The sequence below is a fragment of the Agrobacterium sp. B1(2019) genome, assembly GCF_008274755.1.
Classification (GTDB): domain Bacteria; phylum Pseudomonadota; class Alphaproteobacteria; order Rhizobiales; family Rhizobiaceae; genus Agrobacterium; species Agrobacterium salinitolerans.
Genome location: NZ_VTPB01000001.1, coordinates 2,486,092 through 2,507,516 on the forward strand (window position 1 = coordinate 2,486,092; position 21,425 = coordinate 2,507,516).

At 58.7% G+C, this 21,425-nt stretch carries 24 protein-coding genes; 14 read left to right on the top strand and 10 right to left on the bottom strand.

What is annotated here, in order from left to right:
- Positions 1-24: 24 nt before the first annotated feature.
- The 11 genes from phnL (at position 25) to AGR1_RS12540 (ending at position 10,364) form a co-directional block, all read left to right on the top strand.
- Complete coding sequence (gene phnL / locus AGR1_RS12490; RefSeq protein WP_149147035.1) at positions 25-732, top strand: phosphonate C-P lyase system protein PhnL; 708 nt, start codon at positions 25-27, stop codon at positions 730-732.
- Positions 729-1,340, top strand: coding sequence for a DapH/DapD/GlmU-related protein (locus tag AGR1_RS12495; RefSeq protein WP_149147036.1), 612 nt, complete (start codon positions 729-731; stop codon positions 1,338-1,340). Before phnL ends, AGR1_RS12495 begins: the two co-directional genes overlap by 4 nt.
- A gap of 237 nt (positions 1,341-1,577) precedes the next feature.
- Positions 1,578-2,438 carry a phosphonate ABC transporter ATP-binding protein gene (gene phnC / locus AGR1_RS12500; protein ID WP_077984535.1) on the top strand — a complete coding sequence of 287 codons (861 nt, stop codon included), beginning with the start codon at positions 1,578-1,580 and terminating at the stop codon, positions 2,436-2,438.
- An 85-nt stretch (positions 2,439-2,523) separates the two neighbouring features.
- Complete coding sequence (gene phnD, locus AGR1_RS12505) at positions 2,524-3,429, top strand: phosphonate ABC transporter substrate-binding protein (protein ID WP_149147037.1); 906 nt, start codon at positions 2,524-2,526, stop codon at positions 3,427-3,429.
- Between the two features lie 70 nt (positions 3,430-3,499).
- On the top strand, positions 3,500-4,486 hold the full coding sequence (gene phnE, locus AGR1_RS12510) for a phosphonate ABC transporter, permease protein PhnE (protein WP_149147038.1): 987 nt from the start codon (positions 3,500-3,502) through the stop codon (positions 4,484-4,486).
- Positions 4,486-5,835 (top strand): phosphonate ABC transporter, permease protein PhnE, encoded by a 1,350-nt coding sequence (gene phnE, locus AGR1_RS12515; protein WP_080791790.1) that lies wholly within the window; start codon positions 4,486-4,488, stop codon positions 5,833-5,835. Before phnE (AGR1_RS12510) ends, phnE (AGR1_RS12515) begins: the two co-directional genes overlap by 1 nt.
- Before the next feature lie 264 nt (positions 5,836-6,099).
- Positions 6,100-6,798 (top strand): DUF1045 domain-containing protein, encoded by a 699-nt coding sequence (locus AGR1_RS12520; RefSeq protein WP_162520583.1) that lies wholly within the window; start codon positions 6,100-6,102, stop codon positions 6,796-6,798.
- On the top strand, positions 6,795-7,931 hold the full coding sequence (locus tag AGR1_RS12525) for an alpha-D-ribose 1-methylphosphonate 5-triphosphate diphosphatase (protein WP_080791792.1): 1,137 nt from the start codon (positions 6,795-6,797) through the stop codon (positions 7,929-7,931). The genes AGR1_RS12520 and AGR1_RS12525 overlap by 4 nt, the downstream gene beginning before the upstream one ends.
- Positions 7,928-8,527 (top strand): phosphonate metabolism protein/1,5-bisphosphokinase (PRPP-forming) PhnN, encoded by a 600-nt coding sequence (phnN, locus tag AGR1_RS12530; protein WP_187772131.1) that lies wholly within the window; start codon positions 7,928-7,930, stop codon positions 8,525-8,527. Before AGR1_RS12525 ends, phnN begins: the two co-directional genes overlap by 4 nt.
- 87 nt (positions 8,528-8,614) lie before the next feature.
- Positions 8,615-9,655 carry an AraC family transcriptional regulator gene (locus AGR1_RS12535; protein WP_149147039.1) on the top strand — a complete coding sequence of 347 codons (1,041 nt, stop codon included), beginning with the start codon at positions 8,615-8,617 and terminating at the stop codon, positions 9,653-9,655.
- Between the two features lie 463 nt (positions 9,656-10,118).
- Positions 10,119-10,364 (top strand): LuxR C-terminal-related transcriptional regulator, encoded by a 246-nt coding sequence (locus AGR1_RS12540; protein ID WP_149147040.1) that lies wholly within the window; start codon positions 10,119-10,121, stop codon positions 10,362-10,364.
- A gap of 219 nt (positions 10,365-10,583) precedes the next feature.
- On the opposite strand, the gene AGR1_RS12545 is transcribed toward AGR1_RS12540, so the two are convergent.
- From AGR1_RS12545 to AGR1_RS12580, 8 genes are all read right to left on the bottom strand, one after another.
- A complete protein-coding gene (locus AGR1_RS12545; RefSeq protein ID WP_149147041.1) occupies positions 10,584-11,573 on the bottom strand; it encodes an Ldh family oxidoreductase in 990 nt (329 codons plus the stop codon).
- 132 nt (positions 11,574-11,705) lie between these two features.
- Entirely contained in the window at positions 11,706-12,629 is a 924-nt protein-coding gene (locus AGR1_RS12550; RefSeq protein WP_149147042.1) for a TonB family protein, read from the bottom strand.
- Entirely contained in the window at positions 12,626-13,102 is a 477-nt protein-coding gene (exbD, locus tag AGR1_RS12555; RefSeq protein ID WP_149147043.1) for a TonB system transport protein ExbD, read from the bottom strand. The genes AGR1_RS12550 and exbD overlap by 4 nt, the downstream gene beginning before the upstream one ends.
- 6 nt (positions 13,103-13,108) lie before the next feature.
- Positions 13,109-14,305 carry a tonB-system energizer ExbB gene (gene exbB / locus AGR1_RS12560; RefSeq protein WP_187772132.1) on the bottom strand — a complete coding sequence of 399 codons (1,197 nt, stop codon included), beginning with the start codon at positions 14,303-14,305 and terminating at the stop codon, positions 13,109-13,111.
- Positions 14,306-14,497: 192 nt separating this feature from the next.
- Positions 14,498-15,235 carry a histidine utilization repressor gene (gene hutC / locus AGR1_RS12565; protein WP_149147044.1) on the bottom strand — a complete coding sequence of 246 codons (738 nt, stop codon included), beginning with the start codon at positions 15,233-15,235 and terminating at the stop codon, positions 14,498-14,500.
- A gap of 27 nt (positions 15,236-15,262) precedes the next feature.
- Entirely contained in the window at positions 15,263-16,048 is a 786-nt protein-coding gene (locus tag AGR1_RS12570; protein ID WP_080791814.1) for an ABC transporter ATP-binding protein, read from the bottom strand.
- Entirely contained in the window at positions 16,048-16,821 is a 774-nt protein-coding gene (locus AGR1_RS12575) for an ABC transporter permease (protein ID WP_080791817.1), read from the bottom strand. The genes AGR1_RS12570 and AGR1_RS12575 overlap by 1 nt, the downstream gene beginning before the upstream one ends.
- A 108-nt stretch (positions 16,822-16,929) precedes the next feature.
- Positions 16,930-17,871 carry an ABC transporter substrate-binding protein gene (locus AGR1_RS12580; RefSeq protein WP_149147045.1) on the bottom strand — a complete coding sequence of 314 codons (942 nt, stop codon included), beginning with the start codon at positions 17,869-17,871 and terminating at the stop codon, positions 16,930-16,932.
- Between the two features lie 206 nt (positions 17,872-18,077).
- Between AGR1_RS12580 and AGR1_RS12585 the strand changes: the two genes are divergently transcribed.
- A complete protein-coding gene (locus AGR1_RS12585) occupies positions 18,078-18,788 on the top strand; it encodes a YoaK family protein (protein ID WP_080791823.1) in 711 nt (236 codons plus the stop codon).
- A gap of 12 nt (positions 18,789-18,800) precedes the next feature.
- On the opposite strand, the gene AGR1_RS12590 is transcribed toward AGR1_RS12585, so the two are convergent.
- Positions 18,801-19,319: a hypothetical protein gene (locus tag AGR1_RS12590; protein WP_080791828.1), complete on the bottom strand. Its 519-nt coding sequence runs from the start codon at positions 19,317-19,319 to the stop codon at positions 18,801-18,803.
- Positions 19,320-19,396: 77 nt separating this feature from the next.
- On the opposite strand from AGR1_RS12590, the gene AGR1_RS12595 reads away from it, so the two are divergent.
- Positions 19,397-20,035 (top strand): trimeric intracellular cation channel family protein, encoded by a 639-nt coding sequence (locus AGR1_RS12595; protein ID WP_149147046.1) that lies wholly within the window; start codon positions 19,397-19,399, stop codon positions 20,033-20,035.
- A 75-nt stretch (positions 20,036-20,110) separates the two neighbouring features.
- Here the strand turns inward: AGR1_RS12595 and irrA are convergent, their stop codons facing one another.
- Positions 20,111-20,530, bottom strand: coding sequence for an iron response transcriptional regulator IrrA (gene irrA, locus AGR1_RS12600; RefSeq protein WP_003507276.1), 420 nt, complete (start codon positions 20,528-20,530; stop codon positions 20,111-20,113).
- A gap of 317 nt (positions 20,531-20,847) precedes the next feature.
- Here irrA and fabA point away from each other — a divergent pair, with 317 nt between their 5' ends.
- Complete coding sequence (gene fabA, locus AGR1_RS12610; RefSeq protein ID WP_063949381.1) at positions 20,848-21,363, top strand: 3-hydroxyacyl-[acyl-carrier-protein] dehydratase FabA; 516 nt, start codon at positions 20,848-20,850, stop codon at positions 21,361-21,363.
- Positions 21,364-21,425 lie beyond the last annotated feature (62 nt).

A 21,425-nucleotide genomic window follows, 5' to 3' on the forward strand; every position in this document is an offset into this window, starting at 1 on the left:
ACGCGCAGAAAGAAAGAACCCACCATGACGACGCCTCTCATCGTTTCGGAAGTCTTCAAAAGCTTCACCATGCATCTTCGCGACGGTCTGGAGCTGCCAGTCGTCCGCGATGTCAATTTCTCCGTCTCGGGCGGCGAATGCGTCGTTCTCGGCGGCCCGTCCGGTATCGGCAAAAGCTCGATCCTGAAAATGCTCTATGGCAACTATGCCATCGACAGCGGCCAGATCCTCATCCGCCACGAGGGTCAGGTCATCGATATCGGCAGCGCTTCGCCGCGTACGATCCTCGAAATACGCCACCGCACGATTGGTTATGTCAGCCAGTTCCTGCGCACCGTGCCTCGCGTTCCAGCGATAGACGTCGTCGCCGAACCGCTTTTTGCGCGCAAGGTTGCGGTCGAGGAGGCGCGAGAGCAGGCAGCAACGCTGCTTTCGAAGCTCAACCTGCCGAAGGAATTGTGGTCGCTGCCGCCGGCAACCTTCTCCGGCGGTGAGCAGCAGCGTGTGAACATTGCGCGCGGTTTCATCACCGATCACGACATCCTGCTTCTCGACGAACCCACCGCCTCACTGGATGCCGCCAATCGGCGGGTCGTCGTTGAGATGATCGCCGAAAAGAAGCGCAAAGGGACCGCCTTGCTTGGCATTTTCCATGACGAAGAAGTGCGCGAAGCCGTGGCCGACCGCATTCTCGACGTCTCGCAGTTCTCTCCGCGAAAGGCCGCAGCATGAATTCCAGAGTCGGTCTCGAACCCGTCATCCACGACAGTGCCCGCGTCATCAATTCCTCTATCGGCCGCTATACCGAAATTTCGGAACGCTGCCGCATCGAGGAAGTCGAAATGGGCGATTATTCCTATGTCATGCAGGATGGCTCTATCTGGTGCGCCAGCATCGGCAAATTCGTCAATATCGCCGCTTCCGTCCGCATCAACGCCACCAATCATCCGATGTCACGGGCCACGTTGCACCATTTCACCTATCGCGCCCACAACTACTGGGACGACGCCGAGGATGAAAAGGACTTCTTCGCCGCCCGCCGCGCCAAGCGCGTTGTCATCGGCCACGATGTCTGGATCGGCCACGGCGCAACCATCCTGCCCGGCGTAACCGTTGGAAATGGGGCGGTGATCGGCGCAGGTGCGGTCGTTTCGAAAGACGTTGCCCCTTATACCATCGTCGGCGGCGTGCCCGCCAAGCTGATCCGGGAACGCTTCCCGGCTGAACTGGGCTGGCAAATGGATGATCTGAAATGGTGGGACTACGCAACTCTGCGCCGCGCTCTGGACGACTTCCGCAATCTGGCGGCAGAGGATTTCGTCGCGAAATATGGCGGATGAAACCTCCCTTTTCTGAAACAGCTAAAAATCCCGGAGCAAAACTCCGGGATTTTTTGTCTCCAGGCCCTTGGGAGATGTGCGGATTTCAGCGCACCGAGATACCTCCTGAAAGCTTTGTCGGCGAACAGGCGCAAGCTGCACTCCGGAAATCTGTAATATTTTATTCATCAAACTGACACCGGCGCTTCACGCACCGCTGTTACGTGGAACCCCGTCAAAAGAAGATTGGACGGGGAAATGAGCTTTCACCTGAAGCAAGTCACGCGCCGTTTCGGCAACCACACTGCGGTCGATTCCGTAAATGTCGAGATACCGCAGGGTCAGATGGTCGGCGTGATCGGGCGCTCCGGTGCGGGAAAATCGACGCTGCTGCGCATGATCAACCGCCTCGTCGACCCGTCCTCGGGTTCCATTCATTTCAACGATACCGAAGTGTCTGCACTGAAGGGTGCGGCGCTGCGCAACTGGCAGCGCGACTGCGCCATGATCTTCCAGCAGTTCAATCTGGTGCCCCGCCTCGATGTGCTCACCAACGTCATGCTGGGCCGCCTCAACCACCGTTCAACCGCGCTCAGCCTCTTCAACATCTTCACCCATGAAGAGCGGCTGATGGCAATCGCCGCGCTGGAGCGGCTCGGCATCGAGCATGTGGCCATGCAGGCTGCGGGCACGCTTTCCGGCGGCCAGCAGCAGCGTGTCGCCATTGCGCGCGCACTGATGCAATCTCCGAAGATGGTACTGGCCGATGAGCCGATCGCGTCGCTCGATCCCCTCAATGCCAAGATCGTGATGGACGCGCTGCGCGACATCAACGAGCGCGAAGGCATCACCGTCATCACCAACCTGCACACGCTGGATACGGCGCGCAATTATTGCGAACGCATCATCGGCATGTCGCAGGGCCGCGTCGTCTTCGACGGAACCCCTGCCGAACTGACGGCTGCGGCCGTCACGGAGATTTACGGAACGGATTCGCAGGGGTCGGGCATCGACGAGACCATGACCTCAACCAGCATCAATATTCCCGGCGCGCAGCTTGCCGCGCGTCCGGTGCAGCAATCTGCCGGCCCTGAACCGCTCGCTCTCGCCGGGCTCTGAGGAACCGCTCAGCATCGTTTGCGCCCGCGTCAAGGGCCAATATTTCACAACAAACTCCGGCTCGCCGGGAAACAGGAGAAAGTCCATGTTGAAGAAAGTCCTTCTTTCGGCAGTCGCCCTTGGCGTTCTGGCCGGTTCCGCCATGGCTCAGGACGTCAAGGTTCTGCGCATCGGTCTCGACGGCTCCGAAAACGAAGCCGACCAGATCCGCAACACCAAGTGCGTTGCCGATGGCCTCAAGGCTGCAACCGGCGTTTCCGAAGTTCAGGTTTTCCCGTCGCCGGACTATAACGGCGTCATCCAGGGTCTGCTCGGCGGCACCATCGACATCGCCTCCATGGGCGCTTCTTCCTACGCCAAGATCGCTATTGCCGATCCAAAGGCCGTCGATCCGATCCTGACCTATACGGGTTCCGACGGCTCCAGCGGCTACTACACGATCATGGTTGCCCGCAAGGATAGCGGCATCAAGACGCTGGCGGACGCCAAGGGCAAGAAGATCGGCTTTGCCGACCCTGACTCCACCTCCGGCTTCCTAATCCCGAACGTCGCCATCCCAAAGGAAACCGGCACGCCGATCAAGGAATACTTCTCCGAAACCGGCTTTGGCGGCGGCCATGAAAACCTCGTTCTCGCCGTTCTCGACAAGAAGTTCGATGTCGGCACCACCTTCGGTTCGGGCGTTGGCAAGTGGGAAGAAGGCTACTCCGGTGGCAACCTTCACCAGATGGTCAAGAAGGGCAACCTCGACATGGACGATATCGTTGAAGTCTGGAAGTCGCCGCTGATCCCGAACGGCCCGCTTCTCGTTGCCAACAAGATCGGCGACAGCATGAAGCAGAAGGTCGAAGACTTCTTCATGGAACTGCCGAAGAAAGACCTCGCCTGCTTCCAGGGCTTCACCCAGGGCAAGAACACTGCCTACATCAAGGTTGATCCGTCCTTCTACCAGACGATCATCGACGCCCGTAAGTCCGTCATCGGCGGCTGATCCTCAGCTCACATACGGAAGCGGCGGTGCCTTGCGGCGCCGCCGCTTTTGCCAATAAAGGAAAAGCGGCATGGCGACCACATTGCACAATGGGACCCTCGCGCCCGAGGGTTTGAGCGCATCGTCCAAAACGGTCATGCGTCATTATCAACAGCAGCTGAAGACACGACGGATTTATACCGTCCTTTCACTCGTGATCTTCCTCATCGTCCTTGCCGCCTCCCTGAATTTCGCGAACGAAGCAAATTCGGGCAAATTCTTCGAGCGCCTTCCCTATTTTTTCGACTTCATGAAGACCTTCGTGCCGGATAGTCCCCTGGAAGTCTTTCGGGCGATGTTCGATCTGCCGTCACCCTACGCTAACGGTTCGCTGAAATACAACTATGTCGCGGATCGGGTTTACATCGCCGACGGCTTCTACATCCCGCACTTCATCTACCAGCTGATCATCACGCTCAATATTGCGCTGGTCTCAACAATCATCGGCACAAGTTTCGCCTTCGTGCTCTGCTTCTTCGCCTCCACCAACCTCGTCGGCGCCGGCCTCGTGCGCTGGGTGGTGCGCCGGGTGATGGAAGTGCTGCGCGCCTTTCCGGAAATCGTCGTCGCCGGACTGTTGACCGCCATCCTGTCGATCGGTCCGATCGCGGCCATCATCGCGATTTCGGTCCATACGATCGGTGCGCTGGGCAAGCTCTTCTTCGAGGTCGTGGAAAATGCCGACATGAAACCGGATGAAGGCCTGCGTGCCGCCGGCGCCAACTGGCTGGAGCGGGTGCGTTTCGCCATCGTGCCGCAGGTTCTGCCCAATTTCGTCTCTTATGCGCTGCTGCGCGCCGAAATCAACGTGCGCGCCTCCACCATTATCGGCGCTGTGGGCGGCGGTGGCATCGGCGAGGTCTTCCGGCTGTCGATCGGTAACGATCACGCGTCAAAGACCTATGCCATCATCATCCTTCTGCTGATCACAATCATTGCCGTCGACCAGTTTTCCAGCTGGCTGCGCCGCAGGCTGATCGGCCAACAATCCTTCGAATTCGGACGGGGAGCGGCCTGATGTCGTCCAGCTTCATTCTCAACACCGCCGACCGCGAGAGGCTGACGGCCGCGCATCCGCACGTGTTCAACCGCAGTTTCATGCAGCGATATGGCCTGCTCGTCGGCCTTCTCGCCGTCACCGCCTATCTCATCGGCTGCTTTTTCTTCTTCAATGTCGGCCCGGCCTTCATGCAAGGCCGGTGGGATCGCGCCTCCAGCTATATTCAGGACTGGTATTCCTGGCGCGCCCAACCGCGCCTGCGTTTCGAAGACGGCAAGGTCTTGGCCCAATGGTCGAGCCGCGGTCAATATCCAGACGGTGCAAAGATCGACTGGCTGCAGCCCCTGCCGGGTGGTGGTTACAGCGTCGTTTATAAGGGTATGGAAAACCGCCTCGACGTGACCCCGACTCAAGTGGATGTCTATATCGACGGCAGGAACTATCCAATTATCATCAACGACGACGGGGCTGTCGCACCACAGGGGATACCCGACGAAATCCAGCAGGACGGCAAGAAGGTCCTCGTCCATTATGGCTTTGCCGGTCAGGCAGAAATCCGTACCAGCCAGGTCTATGTCCAGCGCCGGTTCCTCGGATGGGCGAATTTCCTGTTCGACACCAAATCGGAATTCTGGGGCAAAGGCTATGGTGAGCTGGCCGCTCTGGCGCTATGGGGAGAAAGGCTCGATCCCGCACGCTCCAATATCGGCCACATGGTGGATGATTTCCTCGACAACAGCGTCTGGCAACATGCCGATATTCTTTCCAAGCTGATGCAGACACTGGTCATGGCCTTTGTGGGCACGCTGTTCGGCACGCTCGTCGCCCTGCCGCTCGCCTTCATCGCCGCGCGCAACATCACCGCCAACAGGGCCGCAAACTGGGGCATGAAGCGGCTGTTCGACTTCCTGCGTTCCATCGACATGCTGATCTGGGCACTGTTTTTCACCCGTAGCTTCGGTCCCGGACCGATCCCCGGCATTGCCGCGATCTTCTTCACCGATACCGGCGCACTCGGCAAGGTCTATGCCGAAGCCCTAGAAAATGTTGACGACAAGCAGCGTGAGGGCGTCAAGTCGGTCGGCGCATCCCCGATTGCCGTCAACCGCTTTGGCGTGTTGCCGCAGGTCCTGCCGGTCTTCATTTCCCAATCACTGTATTTCTGGGAGAGCAACACCCGCTCCGCCACGATCATCGGCGCCGTGGGCGCCGGCGGCATCGGCCTGAAACTGCTAGAGGCGATGGGTACGAATGCCGACTGGGACAAGGTCGCTTATATGGTCCTGCTCATCCTCTTTGTCGTTTTCCTCTTCGACCACATCTCCAATTCTCTGCGTTCGCGGCTGATCGGCAAAACACAACACTAAGTCTGAAGGGATGGAATGGCGAACATCGTAACGATGTTCGTCCTCTCCGCGGAACACCCGCGCAGTCCCGATTTATGCCAGTCGTCATCATCTCCGTCTGTGTCTTCAGCACATTCCGAAGCCTGCCGCATTTCCAATACGCTTTTTTCCCTCCGCATCATCATTCTGTCACGGAAACCAATTACCTCGCACTCCTGACCTTGCGGGAAGCTGGCGAGTCACGCCAAATAGCTTCTCATCCCTGGTCTCCCATGACACTTAAGAGTGCTTGCCGTGCGCTATGCCATCTATTTCTCTCCGGCTAAAGATCACCCGCTGACTGAGACAGCATCACGTTGGCTCGGCCGCAATGCATTTTCCGGCACGTTGCATGACGACAACGACGACTATGCCGACATGACGGAAGAGCCCCGCCGTTACGGTTTCCACGCGACCCTGAAGGCTCCTTTCGAACTTGCCGAAAAATATAGCGAGGCGGATCTGCTCTCGGCCTTCGGAGATTTCGCGGCCAGCCAGTCCGCCTTCGAAATTCCGCGCGTCGTCGTCGGTGCGCTTGGCCCCTTTTTCGCATTGGTCCCGGACCGCACCTATCAACCGCTGCAGGATTTTGCCGCCGAGATCGTTGATTATTTCGACCGGTTTCGCGCGCCCCTGTCCGAGACAGATATTGCCCGTCGGCGGCCACAGATGCTGACGGAGAGCCAGCGGCAAAATCTGTCTCTTTGGGGTTATCCGCATGTCATGGATGATTTCCGTTTTCACATGACGCTGACCGGCCGCATCGGCGAGAGCGAGCAGCCCGCCATGCGCGAGGTGCTTTCGGCGCGGTTTTCCGAATTCACCGATCGACCTCTCAGCATTTCCGGCCTTGCCTTGTTCATTGAAGAAACGCGCGGCGCGCCATTTACCGTTCATAGCTGGCGCCCCCTTGGCCAGCCACCAAAGAAAGATGCGACCCCATGACCGAGCACGCCCTTTCCAATGCCCGTATCGTTCTGGAAGACGATATTATTCTGGGCTCCGTCCTGATCCGTGACGGCAAGATCGCCGATATCAGCGAAGGCGCCTCCAAAACCGGCGAAGACCTGGAAGGTGATTATTTGATCCCCGGTCTGGTGGAACTGCATACCGACCATCTTGAGCAGCATTATTCGCCGCGCCCCGGGGTAATCTGGGACAAGATTGCCGCCATTCAGGCCCATGATGCACAGGTGGCAGCTTCCGGCATCACCACTGTATTCGACTGCCTGCGGCTCGGTTCGGATGAAGACGGCGGCTTCAAGAAGGGCGAAATGCGCGAAATGGCTGACGCCATCGAGGCCGCGGCCGATCAGAATCGCCTTCGTTCGGATCATCTGCTGCATCTGCGCTGTGAGGTCGCCTCCTCGGATGTGCTGGAACATTTCGAAGACTTCGAAACCGATCCGCGCGTGCGGCTGATTTCCCTGATGGACCATTCCCCGGGGCAGCGCCAGTTCCAGTCGATGGATCAATATATATTCTATTACCAGAAGAAGCGCGGGCTGAGCGACGAGGCTTTCGCCGAGTTCGTGCGGCGTCGGCAGGCGGCGTCGGCCGAATATTCCGCCAAGCACCGCGATTATCTGGCCGCCCGCTGCGCCGAGCGCGGCATTACCGTTGCGAGCCATGACGACGCTACCGAAGCGCATGTCGGCGAGGCTATCGGCCACGGCGTGAAACTGGCGGAGTTCCCCACCAGCGTCGAGGCCGCAAAAGCTTCGCACAGCGCCGGCATGAGCGTGCTGATGGGCGCGCCGAACATCGTTCGCGGCAAGTCCCATTCCGGCAACATCGCCGCCCGCGATCTTGCCGAGATCGGCGTGCTGGATGTTCTTTCTTCCGACTACGTGCCTTTCAGCCTGCTCTTTGCGCCATTCCTGCTCGCCGATCAGGTGGAAGCCATCAGCCTTCCGGAAGCGCTGCGCATGGTCACCGCCACGCCGGCGCGCACCGTCGGCCTTCTTGATCGCGGTCGTATCGCGGCGGGATTGCGGGCCGATCTGGTCCGGGTTCACCGCGAGGACGGTGTGCCGGTCGCCCGTTCCGTCTGGCGTCAGGGCAAGCGCGTGGCATGAACGATGATGGGCAGGATAATCGGCGCGAGCAATCGCCCGGTACGATGATCGTGGTTGTCGGCCCCAGTGGGGCCGGCAAGGACACGCTGATGGAGTATGCAGCAGCGCGATTGTGTGGACGGCCGGGTTTTCATTTCACCCGCCGCGTCATTACCCGCAGCGGCGATGCCGGGGGTGAAAGCCACGATGCCGTTTCGATGCACGAATTCACCCGGTTGGAAGATGCGGGCGCCTTCGCGGTATCCTGGCAGGCGCATGGGCTGAAATACGGCATCCCGGCCACTGTCTATCATCATCTCAATGCGGGAGACGTGGTCATCGCCAATGGTTCGCGTTCTGCCCTGCCGCATTTCGGTACCGCCTTTTCCCGTCTTAAGGTCGTGAACATCGTTGCCCGGCCGGATGTGCTGGCAAGGCGGTTGGAGCAGCGCGGACGGGAAAGCCGGGACGATATACTCCGGCGGCTGGAACGCAGCTCGCTGACGGTCATTGGAGATTTCGACGTCACGACCGTCGATAATAGCGGCGCTATCGAAGATGCCGGCCAAGCCATCATGCAGGTGCTGGAGCAAAGCGCAGACACCAATCGCACTTAAAATCCCGAAGCCGGGCTGCTCGACAAACGCTCTCTCAAGGCTTACCATCAGACGACAATTTCCAAACATGGTACGCCAAGGCGAGGGATGCCCGAAAAGAGGGTCAGCGACGAGATAACTGTGGTGGCCGGTCTGGCTGCCGGCGTCAGCAATTATGCCCGGTCCCGGGGCATCGATATCGTGCCGATATGCGCGGCTTTGGACATTGATCCAGCCACATTCAGCAGCCTGACGGAACGCATCAGCCTCGATAGGTTTTCCCGCCTGCTCGAAACCTGCGCACTGATTTCCGACGACGACGCCTTCGGTCTGCAATGCGCCTCCAGTTTTCCGCCGGGTGCGTCCGGCGCGTTCGGATATGGGCTGATCAGCGCACCGACGGTACGGGCGTTCCTGCGTTTTCTTCAGGACCATGTTTATTACGCCACCAACAACAGCAATTTCACCATGGTAACGGATGCCACGCAGGTAACCCTGTCATGGTCCTTCGCGCCGGTTATCGCCAAACGTGATCAATATGTGGATTTGTCCCTTGCCGTCCTAGTGCAGCGTCTGCGTGATATTCTCGGAGACCGTATCAACCAGATAGAGATCGGTCTGGAGCGGCCGAAACCGAATAATATTCAGCTATTTAAAGAAAGAATGACCAGGCGCGTCAGTTTTTCCCAGCCGCTCCACACCATGCGTCTTCCGATATCGCTTCTCGATGTGGTCAATCCGAATGCGGATGAGCGGCTGTTCGAGTTAATGAACCTACAATGCCGCATGTTGCGACCGGAAACATCGGCGGATGCGACCCATTTCATTGATCAGGTAAAGCGGTACATGCAGATGCGCCTCTCGGATACCGAGCTTTCACTCGGTGAGATCGCTCCTTATTTCAACCTGTCGGAACGCAGTTTTCAACGGCGGCTCGCAGAGCTCGGCACCAATCTCAACGAGATAAAGGACGCCATTCGCAAAAATGCCGGTTTCAAGCTTCTCGTGGAAAGCGATCTTCCTGTCTCCGACATTAGTTACAGGCTCGGTTATTCGACACCCGGTGCGTTTTCGCGTTCTGTCTCCCGCTGGTTCGGGGCGACACCGACCGATATTCGCAAGAAACACGCACATCATTCCGTCGGATAATACATGTTGACGGCATCAATATTTAGCAATGACGCATTAAGCTTAAGAAATATGTCGGCCCTCATCGCAATATGTGCCGAAACATAACAGTAAAACGAAAAACTTGGCGCGCGATGTTATTCTGTCGGTGCGGCTCATCGCCTATTAGAGCGCCGCATATCCTTCTGGTGTGACGAAAACATTCCAGGGCCTTGAAGCTGCATTTTTCGCCAGATCGATTTTGTCTCTGGCGATATCGGTGTCGCAGTTCCTCTCAATGCCCAGAATAGAGCGTCCGCGCCGGGATCGGCTGGCTGCGAAACTGGCTTTTATTGCATAATTCCCGATGCCGGATGAAACCTATTGGCGAATTTAGCGTTTCTGTTCGCGTATAGACAGAGCGGTAAACGAGTTGGTTTCGGGGGAATGACTCATTGACTGATCGTGCCCCGGGAAGGCCAATCTCTTTTAAGGCTGAAAGAAAATGTCTTCAAATACGCCGCATGAACATCGCCAGACGCGTGAAATCATCCTTTCGGAGCGTGAGCGGCATTATCTGGGGCTGGTCGCGCGGGGTAAGCATCCGTCCCATATCGCCTTGATAACCGGCGCGGACGAAGCGGACGTGAAGGAAACTCTTGAAAGGGCGCGCCAGAGGCTGGGCGCCACCAATCTGCTGAATGCCGTCAGCATCGCCCTGTTGCGTGGCCTGATCGAGCAGGACGCGTAATCGCCACCTGATCAATCCAAGCTTACGCGAAATGTCCCCTCTCGTAAGCTGAAAACCGAATGAGCGGCTTTCTGCGTCAAAATCCTTCCATATCAATGGCGGGATGGCGGACCAAAGCGGGCCGGAGATGATGTCCGGCCCTATCGACGCAAATGCAAAGCAGCCCTTTACGGTTTGCCCGGCGGGTCATATTCGACCCGCCGGGTTTTTATTATCACGTCAGAGCGATTGAATTTCGGCCAGAATATCGCTTTCGATCACGATGCCGCTTTCCAGCGCCTGTTTGCGAATTCCCTGACTGCGGCGGCCGGGCAGACGCACATTTTCCTGCTTTTCTATCTCACCGGCGATAAGCGCCAACCGCTCGGTAAAGGTTGCGCCGCCTGACGATACCGGGTCTATGGCGATGATCGTGTGGCCAAGAGAGGGTGGCGCTCCCTTGTCGTCCAGAAGGGAAGAAGCCTGGAATGCGAAGTTTCCACCGGTAATCGCAGCGGCCATGATCTCCACCATCAACGCCAGCGCAGCGCCCTTGGCCTCGCCCGCGGGCACCATGGTTCCCTCTATTGCCTCTTCGGGATCGGTCGTCGGTCGGCCGTTTCGGTCAAGCGCCCAGTCGCCGGGTATCGTTTCACCCTTCTGGCGGGCGGCCATGATCTTTCCGCGAGCGACCTTGGAGAGCGCGAGATCGATGACCAGCGGATCGGTGCCTCCGACAGGGGTGGCGAAGGCAATTGGATTGGTTCCATAAAGCGGCTTGTTGCCGCCCCAAGGCGCCATGGATGCCGGAGCGTTGGCGAACATGAGCGCGACGAAACCCATTTCGGCAAGCCGTTCGACGGTCAGCGCCATAACGCCCGCATGATGGGAGCGGTGGATCGCTGCAAGCGCGATGCCCTGCTGCCGGACCATTTCAGGCAATTCCTCGAGGGCGCAATCGATCGCCGGATAGGCATAACCGTGGTTGGCGTCGATGGAGAGCAGACCCGGCTTCACGCGCGCCGCCACCGGACGCGCCTTGCCATCAACCTTTCCAACCCGCGCCTGACGAACATAAACGGGGATGCGACGAAAACCGTGGCCACCCTGACCAGCCGCCTCGGAGGCGACAAGCGCCTTTGCCACCGAACGGGCGTTTTGCGGCAGAACGCCATTGCGCTCAAAGATAGAGGATACGAGATCCTCCGCCTCTGCGATTGAGAATTTCATTCCGGAATGCCTCTGCTTTTGAAGTCGATAAGACCTACACCATCAAAAACATTCGTGAAATGTTATTCATGCCCAAACGGGCCGCGCATGAGGAATAGTGAGCATAGCCAAGGAGTGACTTAAGCAGACGGCCTAGCGGATGCTGATCGGCAGTGTGATCGTTTTGTTTGCGTCCGGAGGTGGAGCAGGCACAGGTGATGCGCTCTGAATCCATGCCGCGATCTGCTGGTCGATAGAGGAATCGCCTGTGGACTGCACAACGCTGACCCCGCTGATGGCGCCAGCATCGTTGACCCGGAAGCGAACCGTCGCGGTCATAGCATCACTACGCAGAGACCGGGGCTTGCGCCGTTGAATATGCGAGCGGACCTTCGACCCCCATTTCGCCGGTGAGGCGGACGATGACGAGAAGAAGCCGGCGTTGCTGCGCGATGCCGCCGTCCGGTCGGACTGCTGCGCTTCAGCTTTTGCCGTTTCGCGAAAGTCCGATGCCTGCTGCGGTTTGGGACGTTGGCGCTCGACTTTCTTTTTCTCTTCCGGCTCTTTCTTTTCCACCTTCTTTTCAACAGGTGGCGGCGGAGGACGCATGACGGGCAACGGAACCTCGATATTGTCGAGTTCCGCCATCATCTGCTCCTGAACGGGATCGATCGGCTCCACCGGCTCGGGAATTTCCTGCGGTTCGACGATTTCCTCGACCGGCGGTTCGGGCGGCTGTACTGGCTCCGGCGGAGGCGTTTCCGCAACCGGCTCCGGTGGCGGCTCTTCCGGAGCGGCTTCCTCCACCGGTTCGATGCTGTCGCTCTTTACCTCTTCGGCGTCTTCGACATCCTGCGCCTGCGTCGTTTCTTCGGTGTGGACGGCTTCCGGTATCGCCGCCATTTCGATCATGATCGCGGCAGGCGGTGGCCCACCGGCATCCACCTCCTCGGGCTCCTGCATCAGATAATAGGCAAAACCGGCGTGAACGCCCAGCATGAGCAGCGCCGCGGCAGACCACAGCGTCACTTCCCCGAGACGGGAATGGCGGGCCTGCGGGTAGCCGTTTTCACTCATGGCGCGGTTCCCGGCGCTGCGGGTTGGCCAACGGCAGCGGGCTGCGATGCGGCAGCCGCGTTTTCCAGCCCTACAAGGGCGATCTTCAGATAGCCGGCATCTCTCAGCAGGTTCATGATTTCCATGAAGTGGCCGTAGTCGACGGCCTTGTCGGCCCGCAGGAAGATGCGCGTATCCTTCTTGCCGCCGGTCTGCCGGTCGATGGCGGACGCCAAGGCTTCGCGGGCAACCGCATCATTTCCGAGATTGAGCGACAGATCGTCCTTGACCGTCAGATAAAGCGGCTCTTCCGGGCGCTCCGCCGGTTTGGCAGTGGATGCCGGCAGATCGACATTCACGTCAACGGTGGCAAGCGGTGCGGCCACCATAAAGATGATGAGCAGAACAAGCATCACGTCGATGAAGGGCGTGACGTTGATCTCGTGGTTTTCGGAGAGATCGTCTCCGCTATTTTCGCGAATGCCGCCAGCCATGACCGATCACCGTCCAACCAGCGACACGGCGGGCTTGCTGGCGCTGCCCGGCGGAATGCGGCGGAAATCGAGGTCGCGGCTGACAAGGCGTTCCACGCCGGCTGCGGCATCCGCCAGCAGATGGCGGTATCCGGTGATGGAGCGGGCAAAGACGTTGTAGATGACGACAGCCGGAATAGCGGCGACGAGACCGATGGCGGTGGCGAGCAGTGCCTCGGCAATGCCCGGCGCAACAACGGCGAGATTAGTGGTCTGCGATTCCGAAATGCTGATGAAGGAGTTCATGATGCCCCAGACGGTGCCGAACAGGCCGACGAAGGGGGCGGTGGAACCGATGGTTGCCAGAACACCCGTTCCGCGCGACATGCGGCGGCCCGCATGGGTTTCGATACGCGACAGGGCCGAAGAGACACGTTCCTTGATACCGCCGCCATCGGTATGTTCGACCACCGCATCGGAAAGCTGCATTTCATGGGTTGCCATGCGCAGCATCAAGGCTGCCGGGCCGCCCTTCTTCTCGACGGCCTCGGTGGCCTCGGTCAGGGTTTTTGCCCTGCGAATGACCTTGAGTGTCGAGCCGGCGCGCACCCGCGCACCTGCAAGCTCGATAGACTTCGCGACCCAGACCGTCCACGTGACCAGCGATGCGAAGGCAAGGCCGATCATGACACCCTTCACGACCCAGTCGGCCGCCATGAACATGCCCCAGGGAGAAAGGTTGTGCGGGATATCCGCACGATGTTCAGCGCTCGCGGGCTCGGTGCTGAGAGGCTCTATCGGGGTCGCGGCTTCATTCGGCGCGGTCGTCTGGCCCGTCTGTGCGGGTTGCTCGGTTTGCGTCGACTGCGGCGCCAGGCCTTCGGCTCCCGGTGCGGTATTCGTCGCAGGCTGAGCGGGTGCAGGCTGGACCGCTGCGGGCTGAGTTGACTGAGGCTGCGCGGGTGCGGTGGCAGCCGGCTGATCCGGTACAGTTGCGGAGGGCTGGACGGGCGCGGCGGCCGGAGCGCTCGGCGTTACAGGAGTTGTCGGCTGAACCGCTTGCGTTTGCGGTGCGGGCTGTGTCTGGGTTTCCGATGCCGTCTGAGCGAAAACCGCGCCGGCACTCAAGCCGGCCAGCAAGGTGACAGCCAAGGCAAGCGAGATATGCCTAGTTGTGTTTGCCTTGTTGAAGGATGCGGAAGAAGTTGAGGTCTCAGCTGACATAATTTTATCCCGGATTTCCGTCGATGAACTCATCCGCAGATTGACCGGTTCCTGAAAACCGGGGCCTTGAACGGATGCCGTCGTGAAAGCTTGACGTTCCGATAATAAACCTGAGTTCTTTTGACAACTATTATATTGTCAAAAGACGACTCGTAAACTCTTCTTTACAAAAAATTGACCGATCGACGGCCCTCAGCTGTTCTGCGAGGGCGAAAACTGTGCGACGAGCGCATGGCGGTCACCCGGATAGGTGACACGGACGCGGGTGACATAATCCGCCCCATGCCAGGTCCGCCGATCGATGACCAGACAGGCAGCACCGGCGGCAATACCAAGCGCCGCCGCAATTTTACGGTCGGCGGAAACGGCGCTGATGCGGTGTTCGGCAGCGCTCCAAGGCACCATTTTCAGCAGCCACGTCCCTGGCCCGATCTGTGAAAAATCCGCAGCTTCCGCATCCGGAACGGCGGTAACATTGATGATGCGTTCCTCAAGGCAAAAGGGAACGCCGCCAGCGAAATGCGTGCAGGTGAGTTCCAGGATCTGGGCGTCGGCGGCAAGCGCCATGGCCGCACCGTCTTTTTCCCCCGCGGGGCGCAGCCGCCGTTTGTCGAGATGGTAACCGTAGACCAGACCCAGCGCCTGCACCTCCCGTTCAATATCGTGTATTTCCAGAACGGCGGATTGCGCATGGGGTTGGCGAACGAAGGTGCCAAGCCGGCGGCGTCTTTCGATGAGTCCGCGCTGCACCAATTCACCGAGAGCCTTGTTCACCGTCATGCGTGAACAGGCATATTGCCGGGTCATCTCGTGTTCGAAGGGAATGCGATAACCCGGCGGCCATTCGCCCGACATGATGTGGCGCTCGACATCATTGCGGATGCGCTCATGCAACGATTTTTCTTGAAGATCGGCGCCAGCACTCCTCATCCCGATGCCTTTATCCTCCCCTTTCGCCTATCCATGGGCCGCAGCGGCAATCGCCTCACTGCGGATTTCCTCCGTAAGCTTCGCGCGCAGCTGCGAAAATTCCGGACTGGCCTTGATGGTGTAATGACGCGGATGCGGCAGGTCGACCGGCGTGATCGACTTGATGCGACCCGGCCTTGCGGACATGGTAACCACACGCGACGCCATGAAGACCGCCTCTTCGATATCATGGGTGACGAAAATGACTGTCTTCTGCTCACGCTCCCATATGCCGAGCAGCAGCTCCTGCATCAGGCCGCGTGTCTGGTTGTCGAGAGCGCCGAAGGGCTCATCAAGCAGCAGAATTTTCGGGCCGTTCGCGAGCGCACGGGCAATGGCGGTTCTTTGCTGCATGCCGCCGGACAATTGTTTCGGCCAATGGTTTTCGAAACCGCGCAGGCCGACCTTGTCGATATAGCTATCGACGATCTCCCATTTTTCCGTCTCGGCGACGCCGCGTTCGCGCAGGCCGAAGGCGACGTTTTCGCGGATCGTCAGCCAGGGAAACAGGGTGTAGGACTGGAACACCATGCCGCGATCCGCGCCCGGGCCCGTCACCGCCTTGCCGGACAGCAGGACTTCGCCGGTTGTCGGACGGTCGAGACCAGCGATGATGCGCAGCAAGGTGGATTTTCCGCATCCCGACGGGCCGAGGATGGTGACGAAATCATTGCGGGGGATTTCCAGATCGGTGGTCTGCAAGGCCAGCGTCGGCTGTCCGCCCTGCACGCCCGGAAAAGTGCGGCTGACGCCCTTGATAACGAGTTCGTTCATCAGGCAAGCCTCCAGGCGAAAAGCTTCCGGTTCAGCGATTTGAACGCGAAGTCCGAAATAAGACCGATAATGCCGATGACGATGATGCCGAAGATGATCTGCCCGGTCGCCATAAGCGCCTGGCTGTTGATGATCATATAACCGATGCCCGAGGAGGCGCCGATCAGTTCCGCGACAATGACATAGGTCCAGGCCCAGCCGAGAACGAGACGGAGGATTTCCGCGATATCGGGCGCATTGGCAGGAATGAGAACACGGCGAACAACACCCCGATCCTTCGCACCCAGCGTATAGGCGGCCTCCACCAGATCACGCCGCGTGCCGGCGACAGCCACGGCCACCATCAGGATGATCTGGAAAACTGCGCCAATGAAGATCACCAGCAGCTTCTGCATCTCGCCGATGCCGGCCCAGAGAATGAGGAGCGGCACAAAGGCTGAAGCCGGCAGATAGCGCGCGAAGGAGACGAAAGGCTCCAGCAGCGCTTCGATCGGCTTATAAGCCCCCATGGCGATGCCAACAGGCACGGCGACGAGGGATGCCAGCACAAAACCGCCCACCACGCGCCAGATCGTCATGCCTATATCACTGGCAAACCCCTGATCGGTGAGCAGGTAGATGCCGTCCTTCAGCATGGTGATGGGGTCAGCCAGAAAGGTCGGCGATACGAAACCGCCCAGCGTGGCAAAGCCCCAGGCGGAAAAAAATAGCACGAAGAACAGGATGCCGAGAGCAATTCTCGTGCTTTTCCTGATGGGTTGAAGAGGTTGCATCTGTCGCCTGTCCGGAAAACCGGCGCGGCACCTTTGCCGCGCCATTAGAACGCCGTGCGCGTTTCGTGACGCACAATATTCCCTGCAGGGAAACGGCCGCCTTTTCTGTTACTTGATGAAGGACGTATCCGCGAGGGTCGAAAGATCAGGTTTCGATTTTATCACGCCGATTTCCAGCAGCAGGTCGGCCGATTTTTCCGAGAATGTCTTGAATTCACCCTCGAAAAACTTCTGGTTGGCGGCCTTGTCCTGCCATTCAAGGAACTTTGCCGAGGCGGCAAAGGCCTCGCCGGTCTGCTTCACATCCGCCCCCATCGTCGCATAGGACTTTTCGGGATCGGCCTTGATGAGCTCAAGGGCCTGGAAGTAGCTGTCCGCCAGGGCTTTCGCCGCCTGCGGATTGGCCTTCAGGAAATCCGGGGTACAACCGAACGTATCCATGACGGCGGGATAATCCAGCGTCGTGGCGAGGATTTTACCCTTGTCAGGGGCGGCGCGGACGGTGGACAGATAGGGCTCGTAGGTCATGGCCGCGTCATTTTGACCGGCAACGAACGCCTGCGCGGCCGGCCCCGGTTCGAGGTTGACAACCTTGAGGTCCTTCAGGGTGAGGCCGTTTTCCTTGAGGATCCAGGCAAGGAAGAAATAAGGCGAAGTGCCCGGCGCGGAAGCGGCAACCGTCTTGCCTTTCAGGTCTTCGACCTTTGCCACATCACTGCGCACGGCAATGCCATCGGCGCCATGCGATTTATCCATCTGGAAAATCTGGGTAGATTTCACGCCATTGGCGTTCCAGGCGATCCATGTCTCCACCGTGGTGGCGGCGCACTGGATATCACCTGATGCAAGGGCAAGATGGCGGCTCGCCTGCGGTATTTTCTTGATATCGACTTTCAGACCGTTCTTTTCGAAAATGCCGGCCTGTTTAGCGAGCGTCAGCGGCGCAAAACCGGTCCAGCCGGACATGCCGATCGTCACCGACGTCTCGGCATAGGCGGAAGCGGATGAAAAGAGCGCGGCGACTGTGGCGAGAACCCATGTTTTCTTCATGATCTGAACCCCTTTTGATTTATTTTTGTGCGATGTTGTTTATCGCTTTATTTGAGGCATGGTAGGCAGGGATTTTGTATTTGTCTAGACAAAATAGAAGCTTCTGAAGGCCTTCCAGAAAGATTGCAAATATACCATCCGGCATTTTAGACATAGGATAACACGGCCCCACCCACAGGCCCGCGTTTTTCCATATCGAGCGCTCCATGACCAGACAAAGACGCCGCAGTATCATCAGGGCAAGGCGAACCGGAACCGGAATTGCGCTGGTTGCCGCCATTTCCTTCATCGCCGGCATGACGGATGCGGTGGGCCTGCATATTTCAGGTGACTTCGTGTCCTTCATGACCGGCAACACCACGCGCGCCGCAGTCTCGATGGAGGCGGGTCTCTATTCCCATGCCGCAAAACTGCTTTTTGCGGTCGTTGCCTTCGTGGCGGGCAACGCCGGCGGCATCGTGGTGGCGCATAAGTTCGACCGGCGCATCTTCGCCGTTCTGATGGCGGTGGGATTGCTGGTAACAATTGCCGCGCTGCTTAGCCGCGAGACGTCCGCTCTTGCGCAGTTTTACCTCGTCGTCTTCGCGATGGGCATGGTCAATGCCGCTGTCGAACACATAGAGGGACTGCCGATCGGGCTTACCTATGTTACCGGCGCGCTGTCCCGCTTCGGTCGCGGCATCGGTCGTTTTCTTCTCGGCGAACGGAGCCTCGACTGGGGCATTCAGATCGTGCCCTGGCTCGGCATGATCTGCGGCGCGATCTGCGGTGCCGTTCTCGCCGCCACGCTGCAATCGAATGCCCTTTGGGTGGTTGCCGCCACGGTTTTCGCCGTTGCCATCGCCACCTTCATCATTCCGCGCTCGCTTCGCCAGCGCTACAATCAACGGGTCAAAATCCGGCGGATTGCGCCCTGAAAATCGCCGCCGTCACTTTCGCGAAATGGTGACGAATTTCGTGCCGCGCACCCGCACCGTCATCAGGCAGGGTTCCTTGTCGGTACGCTCGCAATAACGCGGATGCATCTTCAGCACGAAAACCATGTTGCCGAACCGCTTGATGAAATCATAACCGTAAATCCGGGCGGTCGCGATCATCAGATAGCCGCCCTCTTTCACCTGGACATAGAAATTATAGGGGCATCCCTCGTCGTCGCAGCTGCGGCCCTTTTCGCCGTCGCAATCCAGAACGCCATGATTGACAACGGCATCCATCAGCCCGTCATTGTTGATATCCAGCCGTGTAACGAAATCGTCGCCGAAGGCCGCCACCTTGCACTCGTTGCGGAAATGATCCTTCTCGTAAATCTCCGGATCGTTCACCAGCTGCTGCTGCGCCGCGAGCGCCACCGGGAACATCAAGAGAACCAGCGCCTGAAGAGCGGCAACGAGAGCGATTCGCACGGCATTTTCCTTTGCATCCGTTTGAGTTATGGATGTTGCGATCATCCGGGCGCCCAGCCTAGAGTTTAGTGCTTGCGCGACACTGACGTGTTCGCTGCCCGTGTTCCGGGGGGAACCTTTTCATGACACTTCTGGGTTTTCTCGATTATGCCGGCGTCGCCGTCTTCGCCGCAACCGGTGCACTCGCCGCCTCACGCAAACAGCTCGACCTGATCGGCTTCCTGTTTTTCGCAGCCGCGACCGGCATCGGCGGCGGTACGGTGCGCGATCAGGTACTGGGCAGAACGCCGGTGTTCTGGGTGATAAACCCCACCTATATTCTCGTCTGCGTCTCGGTCGCGGTGCTGCTGTTCTTCACCGCGCATCTTTTCGAATCCCGTTACCGGGTACTGATCTGGCTCGATGCGCTCGGCCTGTCCGCCTATTGTGTCATGGGAGCAGCCAAGGGTCTTGCGGCCAGCGGCTCGGCAACCGTCGCCATCGTCACAGGCGTTCTGACGGCGACATTCGGAGGGGTGCTGCGCGATATTATGGCCGGGGAGCCTTCCGTTCTGTTGCGCCCGGAAATCTATATCACCTGCGCGCTTCTGGGTTCCTCCACCTTCATTATCGTTTATTTCTTCGGCGTACCGCTTTATGCCGCATCCGCCGCGGGTTTCCTGACAGCCTTATCCGTGCGCTCCGGCGCGTTGCTGTTCGGCTGGACTTTCCCACCCTATAAGGCCAAGCCCGGAAGACGGCCGGAAGACGTGATGAAGTGACCTGTCGAAAGAGACGCTGAAAACAGAAATGGCGCCCTTCGGCGCCATTTTCATATCCGTCATCAGATAGAAGCTTCAGCCGCGCTTGCGGCGAAGGCGGATCACCACGTCCACATGGGCGATTTCCATGCCCTCGGGCGCTTCCGGCAGATTGTCGATCTGAAGATTGTTGACGGGAATATCGAGAACCTCGTTCTCACCTTCCACGAAGAAGTGATGGTGATCCGAGACGTTAGTATCGAAGTAGGTGCGCGCACCTTCGACGGCGAGAACACGGATGAGACCGGCTTCGGTGAACTGGTGCAGCGTATTGTAGACCGTGGCGAGAGAAACGGGCACGCCGGCGGTGACCGCCTCATCGTGCAGTTCCTCGACCGTCAGGTGGCGATCACCCTTTGCGAAAAGAAGATCGCCCAAAGCAACGCGCTGGCGCGTGGGGCGCAGCCCCGAGCGCCGCAGCCTCGTTCCGATATCCAATGTGGCGTCAAATGCCATGCAATCCCATTCCAAACAGAGGTATGAAACTTACCAATTGCATTAGCATATATCTTTTGCGGCGAGTGCTTTCAATAGTTTCGGCGTCGCTTAGACGCGGCAAATGGCGGCAAACCGGCCATTCCTGCAAATTTCCTCTGGTTCCAGCCGTACGGTTCCTGTATGCGGACGGCATATTGAGGTAATGACTTCTGCGAAGAAGGTTCGAAGATAAAGAATGGGGGCGGAGCGGCCTTTGCCCTTGCAGCGCTTCATTTTGAACCTAACTTGCTCTAGTGAAGTCGATCAACACCAGTAATTGGGGAAGTGAAAGCGGTATGGCAACGAGGCAATCAAGTTACAATTACGAGGAGATCCTGTCCTGCGGTCGCGGCGAATTGTTCGGCCCGGGAAATGCACAGCTCCCATTGCCCCCCATGCTCATGGTCCATCGCATTACCGAAATTTCCGAAACCGGCGGCGCCTTCGATAAGGGTTTCATCCGCGCCGAATACGATGTCAGCCCCGACGACTGGTATTTCCCCTGCCATTTCCAGGGCAACCCGATCATGCCGGGCTGCCTCGGCCTTGACGGCATGTGGCAGCTAACCGGCTTCTTCCTGGGCTGGCTTGGCGAAGAAGGCCGCGGCATGGCGCTTTCCACCGGCGAAGTGAAGTTCAAGGGCATGGTTCGCCCTCACACCAAGCTCCTGCAATATGGTATTGATTTCAAGCGCGTGATGCGCGGCCGTCTGGTGCTTGGCACCGCCGATGGCTGGCTGAAGGCGGATGGTGAAACCATTTATCAGGCATCGGATCTGCGGGTCGGCCTGTCCAAGGAAAAGGCTGCCTGAGGCAGACGAAATAGTCCAGACAAACGCCGGACGGCCTTGAGTCGCCCAGCCGAAATCTAAAG

Coding starts and splice junctions, on each gene's coding strand:
- phnL (WP_149147035.1), top strand. CDS start 25: ATGACGACGCCTCTCATCGTTTCGGAAGTCTTCAAAAGCTTCACCATG.
- AGR1_RS12495 (WP_149147036.1), top strand. CDS start 729: ATGAATTCCAGAGTCGGTCTCGAACCCGTCATCCACGACAGTGCCCGC.
- phnC (WP_077984535.1), top strand. CDS start 1,578: ATGAGCTTTCACCTGAAGCAAGTCACGCGCCGTTTCGGCAACCACACT.
- phnD (WP_149147037.1), top strand. CDS start 2,524: ATGTTGAAGAAAGTCCTTCTTTCGGCAGTCGCCCTTGGCGTTCTGGCC.
- phnE (WP_149147038.1), top strand. CDS start 3,500: ATGGCGACCACATTGCACAATGGGACCCTCGCGCCCGAGGGTTTGAGC.
- phnE (WP_080791790.1), top strand. CDS start 4,486: ATGTCGTCCAGCTTCATTCTCAACACCGCCGACCGCGAGAGGCTGACG.
- AGR1_RS12525 (WP_080791792.1), top strand. CDS start 6,795: ATGACCGAGCACGCCCTTTCCAATGCCCGTATCGTTCTGGAAGACGAT.
- phnN (WP_187772131.1), top strand. CDS start 7,928: ATGAACGATGATGGGCAGGATAATCGGCGCGAGCAATCGCCCGGTACG.
- AGR1_RS12535 (WP_149147039.1), top strand. CDS start 8,615: ATGCCCGAAAAGAGGGTCAGCGACGAGATAACTGTGGTGGCCGGTCTG.
- AGR1_RS12540 (WP_149147040.1), top strand. CDS start 10,119: ATGTCTTCAAATACGCCGCATGAACATCGCCAGACGCGTGAAATCATC.
- AGR1_RS12545 (WP_149147041.1), bottom strand. CDS start 11,573: ATGAAATTCTCAATCGCAGAGGCGGAGGATCTCGTATCCTCTATCTTT.
- AGR1_RS12550 (WP_149147042.1), bottom strand. CDS start 12,629: ATGAGTGAAAACGGCTACCCGCAGGCCCGCCATTCCCGTCTCGGGGAA.
- exbD (WP_149147043.1), bottom strand. CDS start 13,102: ATGGCTGGCGGCATTCGCGAAAATAGCGGAGACGATCTCTCCGAAAAC.
- exbB (WP_187772132.1), bottom strand. CDS start 14,305: ATGTCAGCTGAGACCTCAACTTCTTCCGCATCCTTCAACAAGGCAAAC.
- hutC (WP_149147044.1), bottom strand. CDS start 15,235: ATGAGGAGTGCTGGCGCCGATCTTCAAGAAAAATCGTTGCATGAGCGC.
- AGR1_RS12570 (WP_080791814.1), bottom strand. CDS start 16,048: ATGAACGAACTCGTTATCAAGGGCGTCAGCCGCACTTTTCCGGGCGTG.
- AGR1_RS12575 (WP_080791817.1), bottom strand. CDS start 16,821: ATGCAACCTCTTCAACCCATCAGGAAAAGCACGAGAATTGCTCTCGGC.
- AGR1_RS12580 (WP_149147045.1), bottom strand. CDS start 17,871: ATGAAGAAAACATGGGTTCTCGCCACAGTCGCCGCGCTCTTTTCATCC.
- AGR1_RS12585 (WP_080791823.1), top strand. CDS start 18,078: ATGACCAGACAAAGACGCCGCAGTATCATCAGGGCAAGGCGAACCGGA.
- AGR1_RS12590 (WP_080791828.1), bottom strand. CDS start 19,319: ATGATCGCAACATCCATAACTCAAACGGATGCAAAGGAAAATGCCGTG.
- AGR1_RS12595 (WP_149147046.1), top strand. CDS start 19,397: ATGACACTTCTGGGTTTTCTCGATTATGCCGGCGTCGCCGTCTTCGCC.
- irrA (WP_003507276.1), bottom strand. CDS start 20,530: ATGGCATTTGACGCCACATTGGATATCGGAACGAGGCTGCGGCGCTCG.
- fabA (WP_063949381.1), top strand. CDS start 20,848: ATGGCAACGAGGCAATCAAGTTACAATTACGAGGAGATCCTGTCCTGC.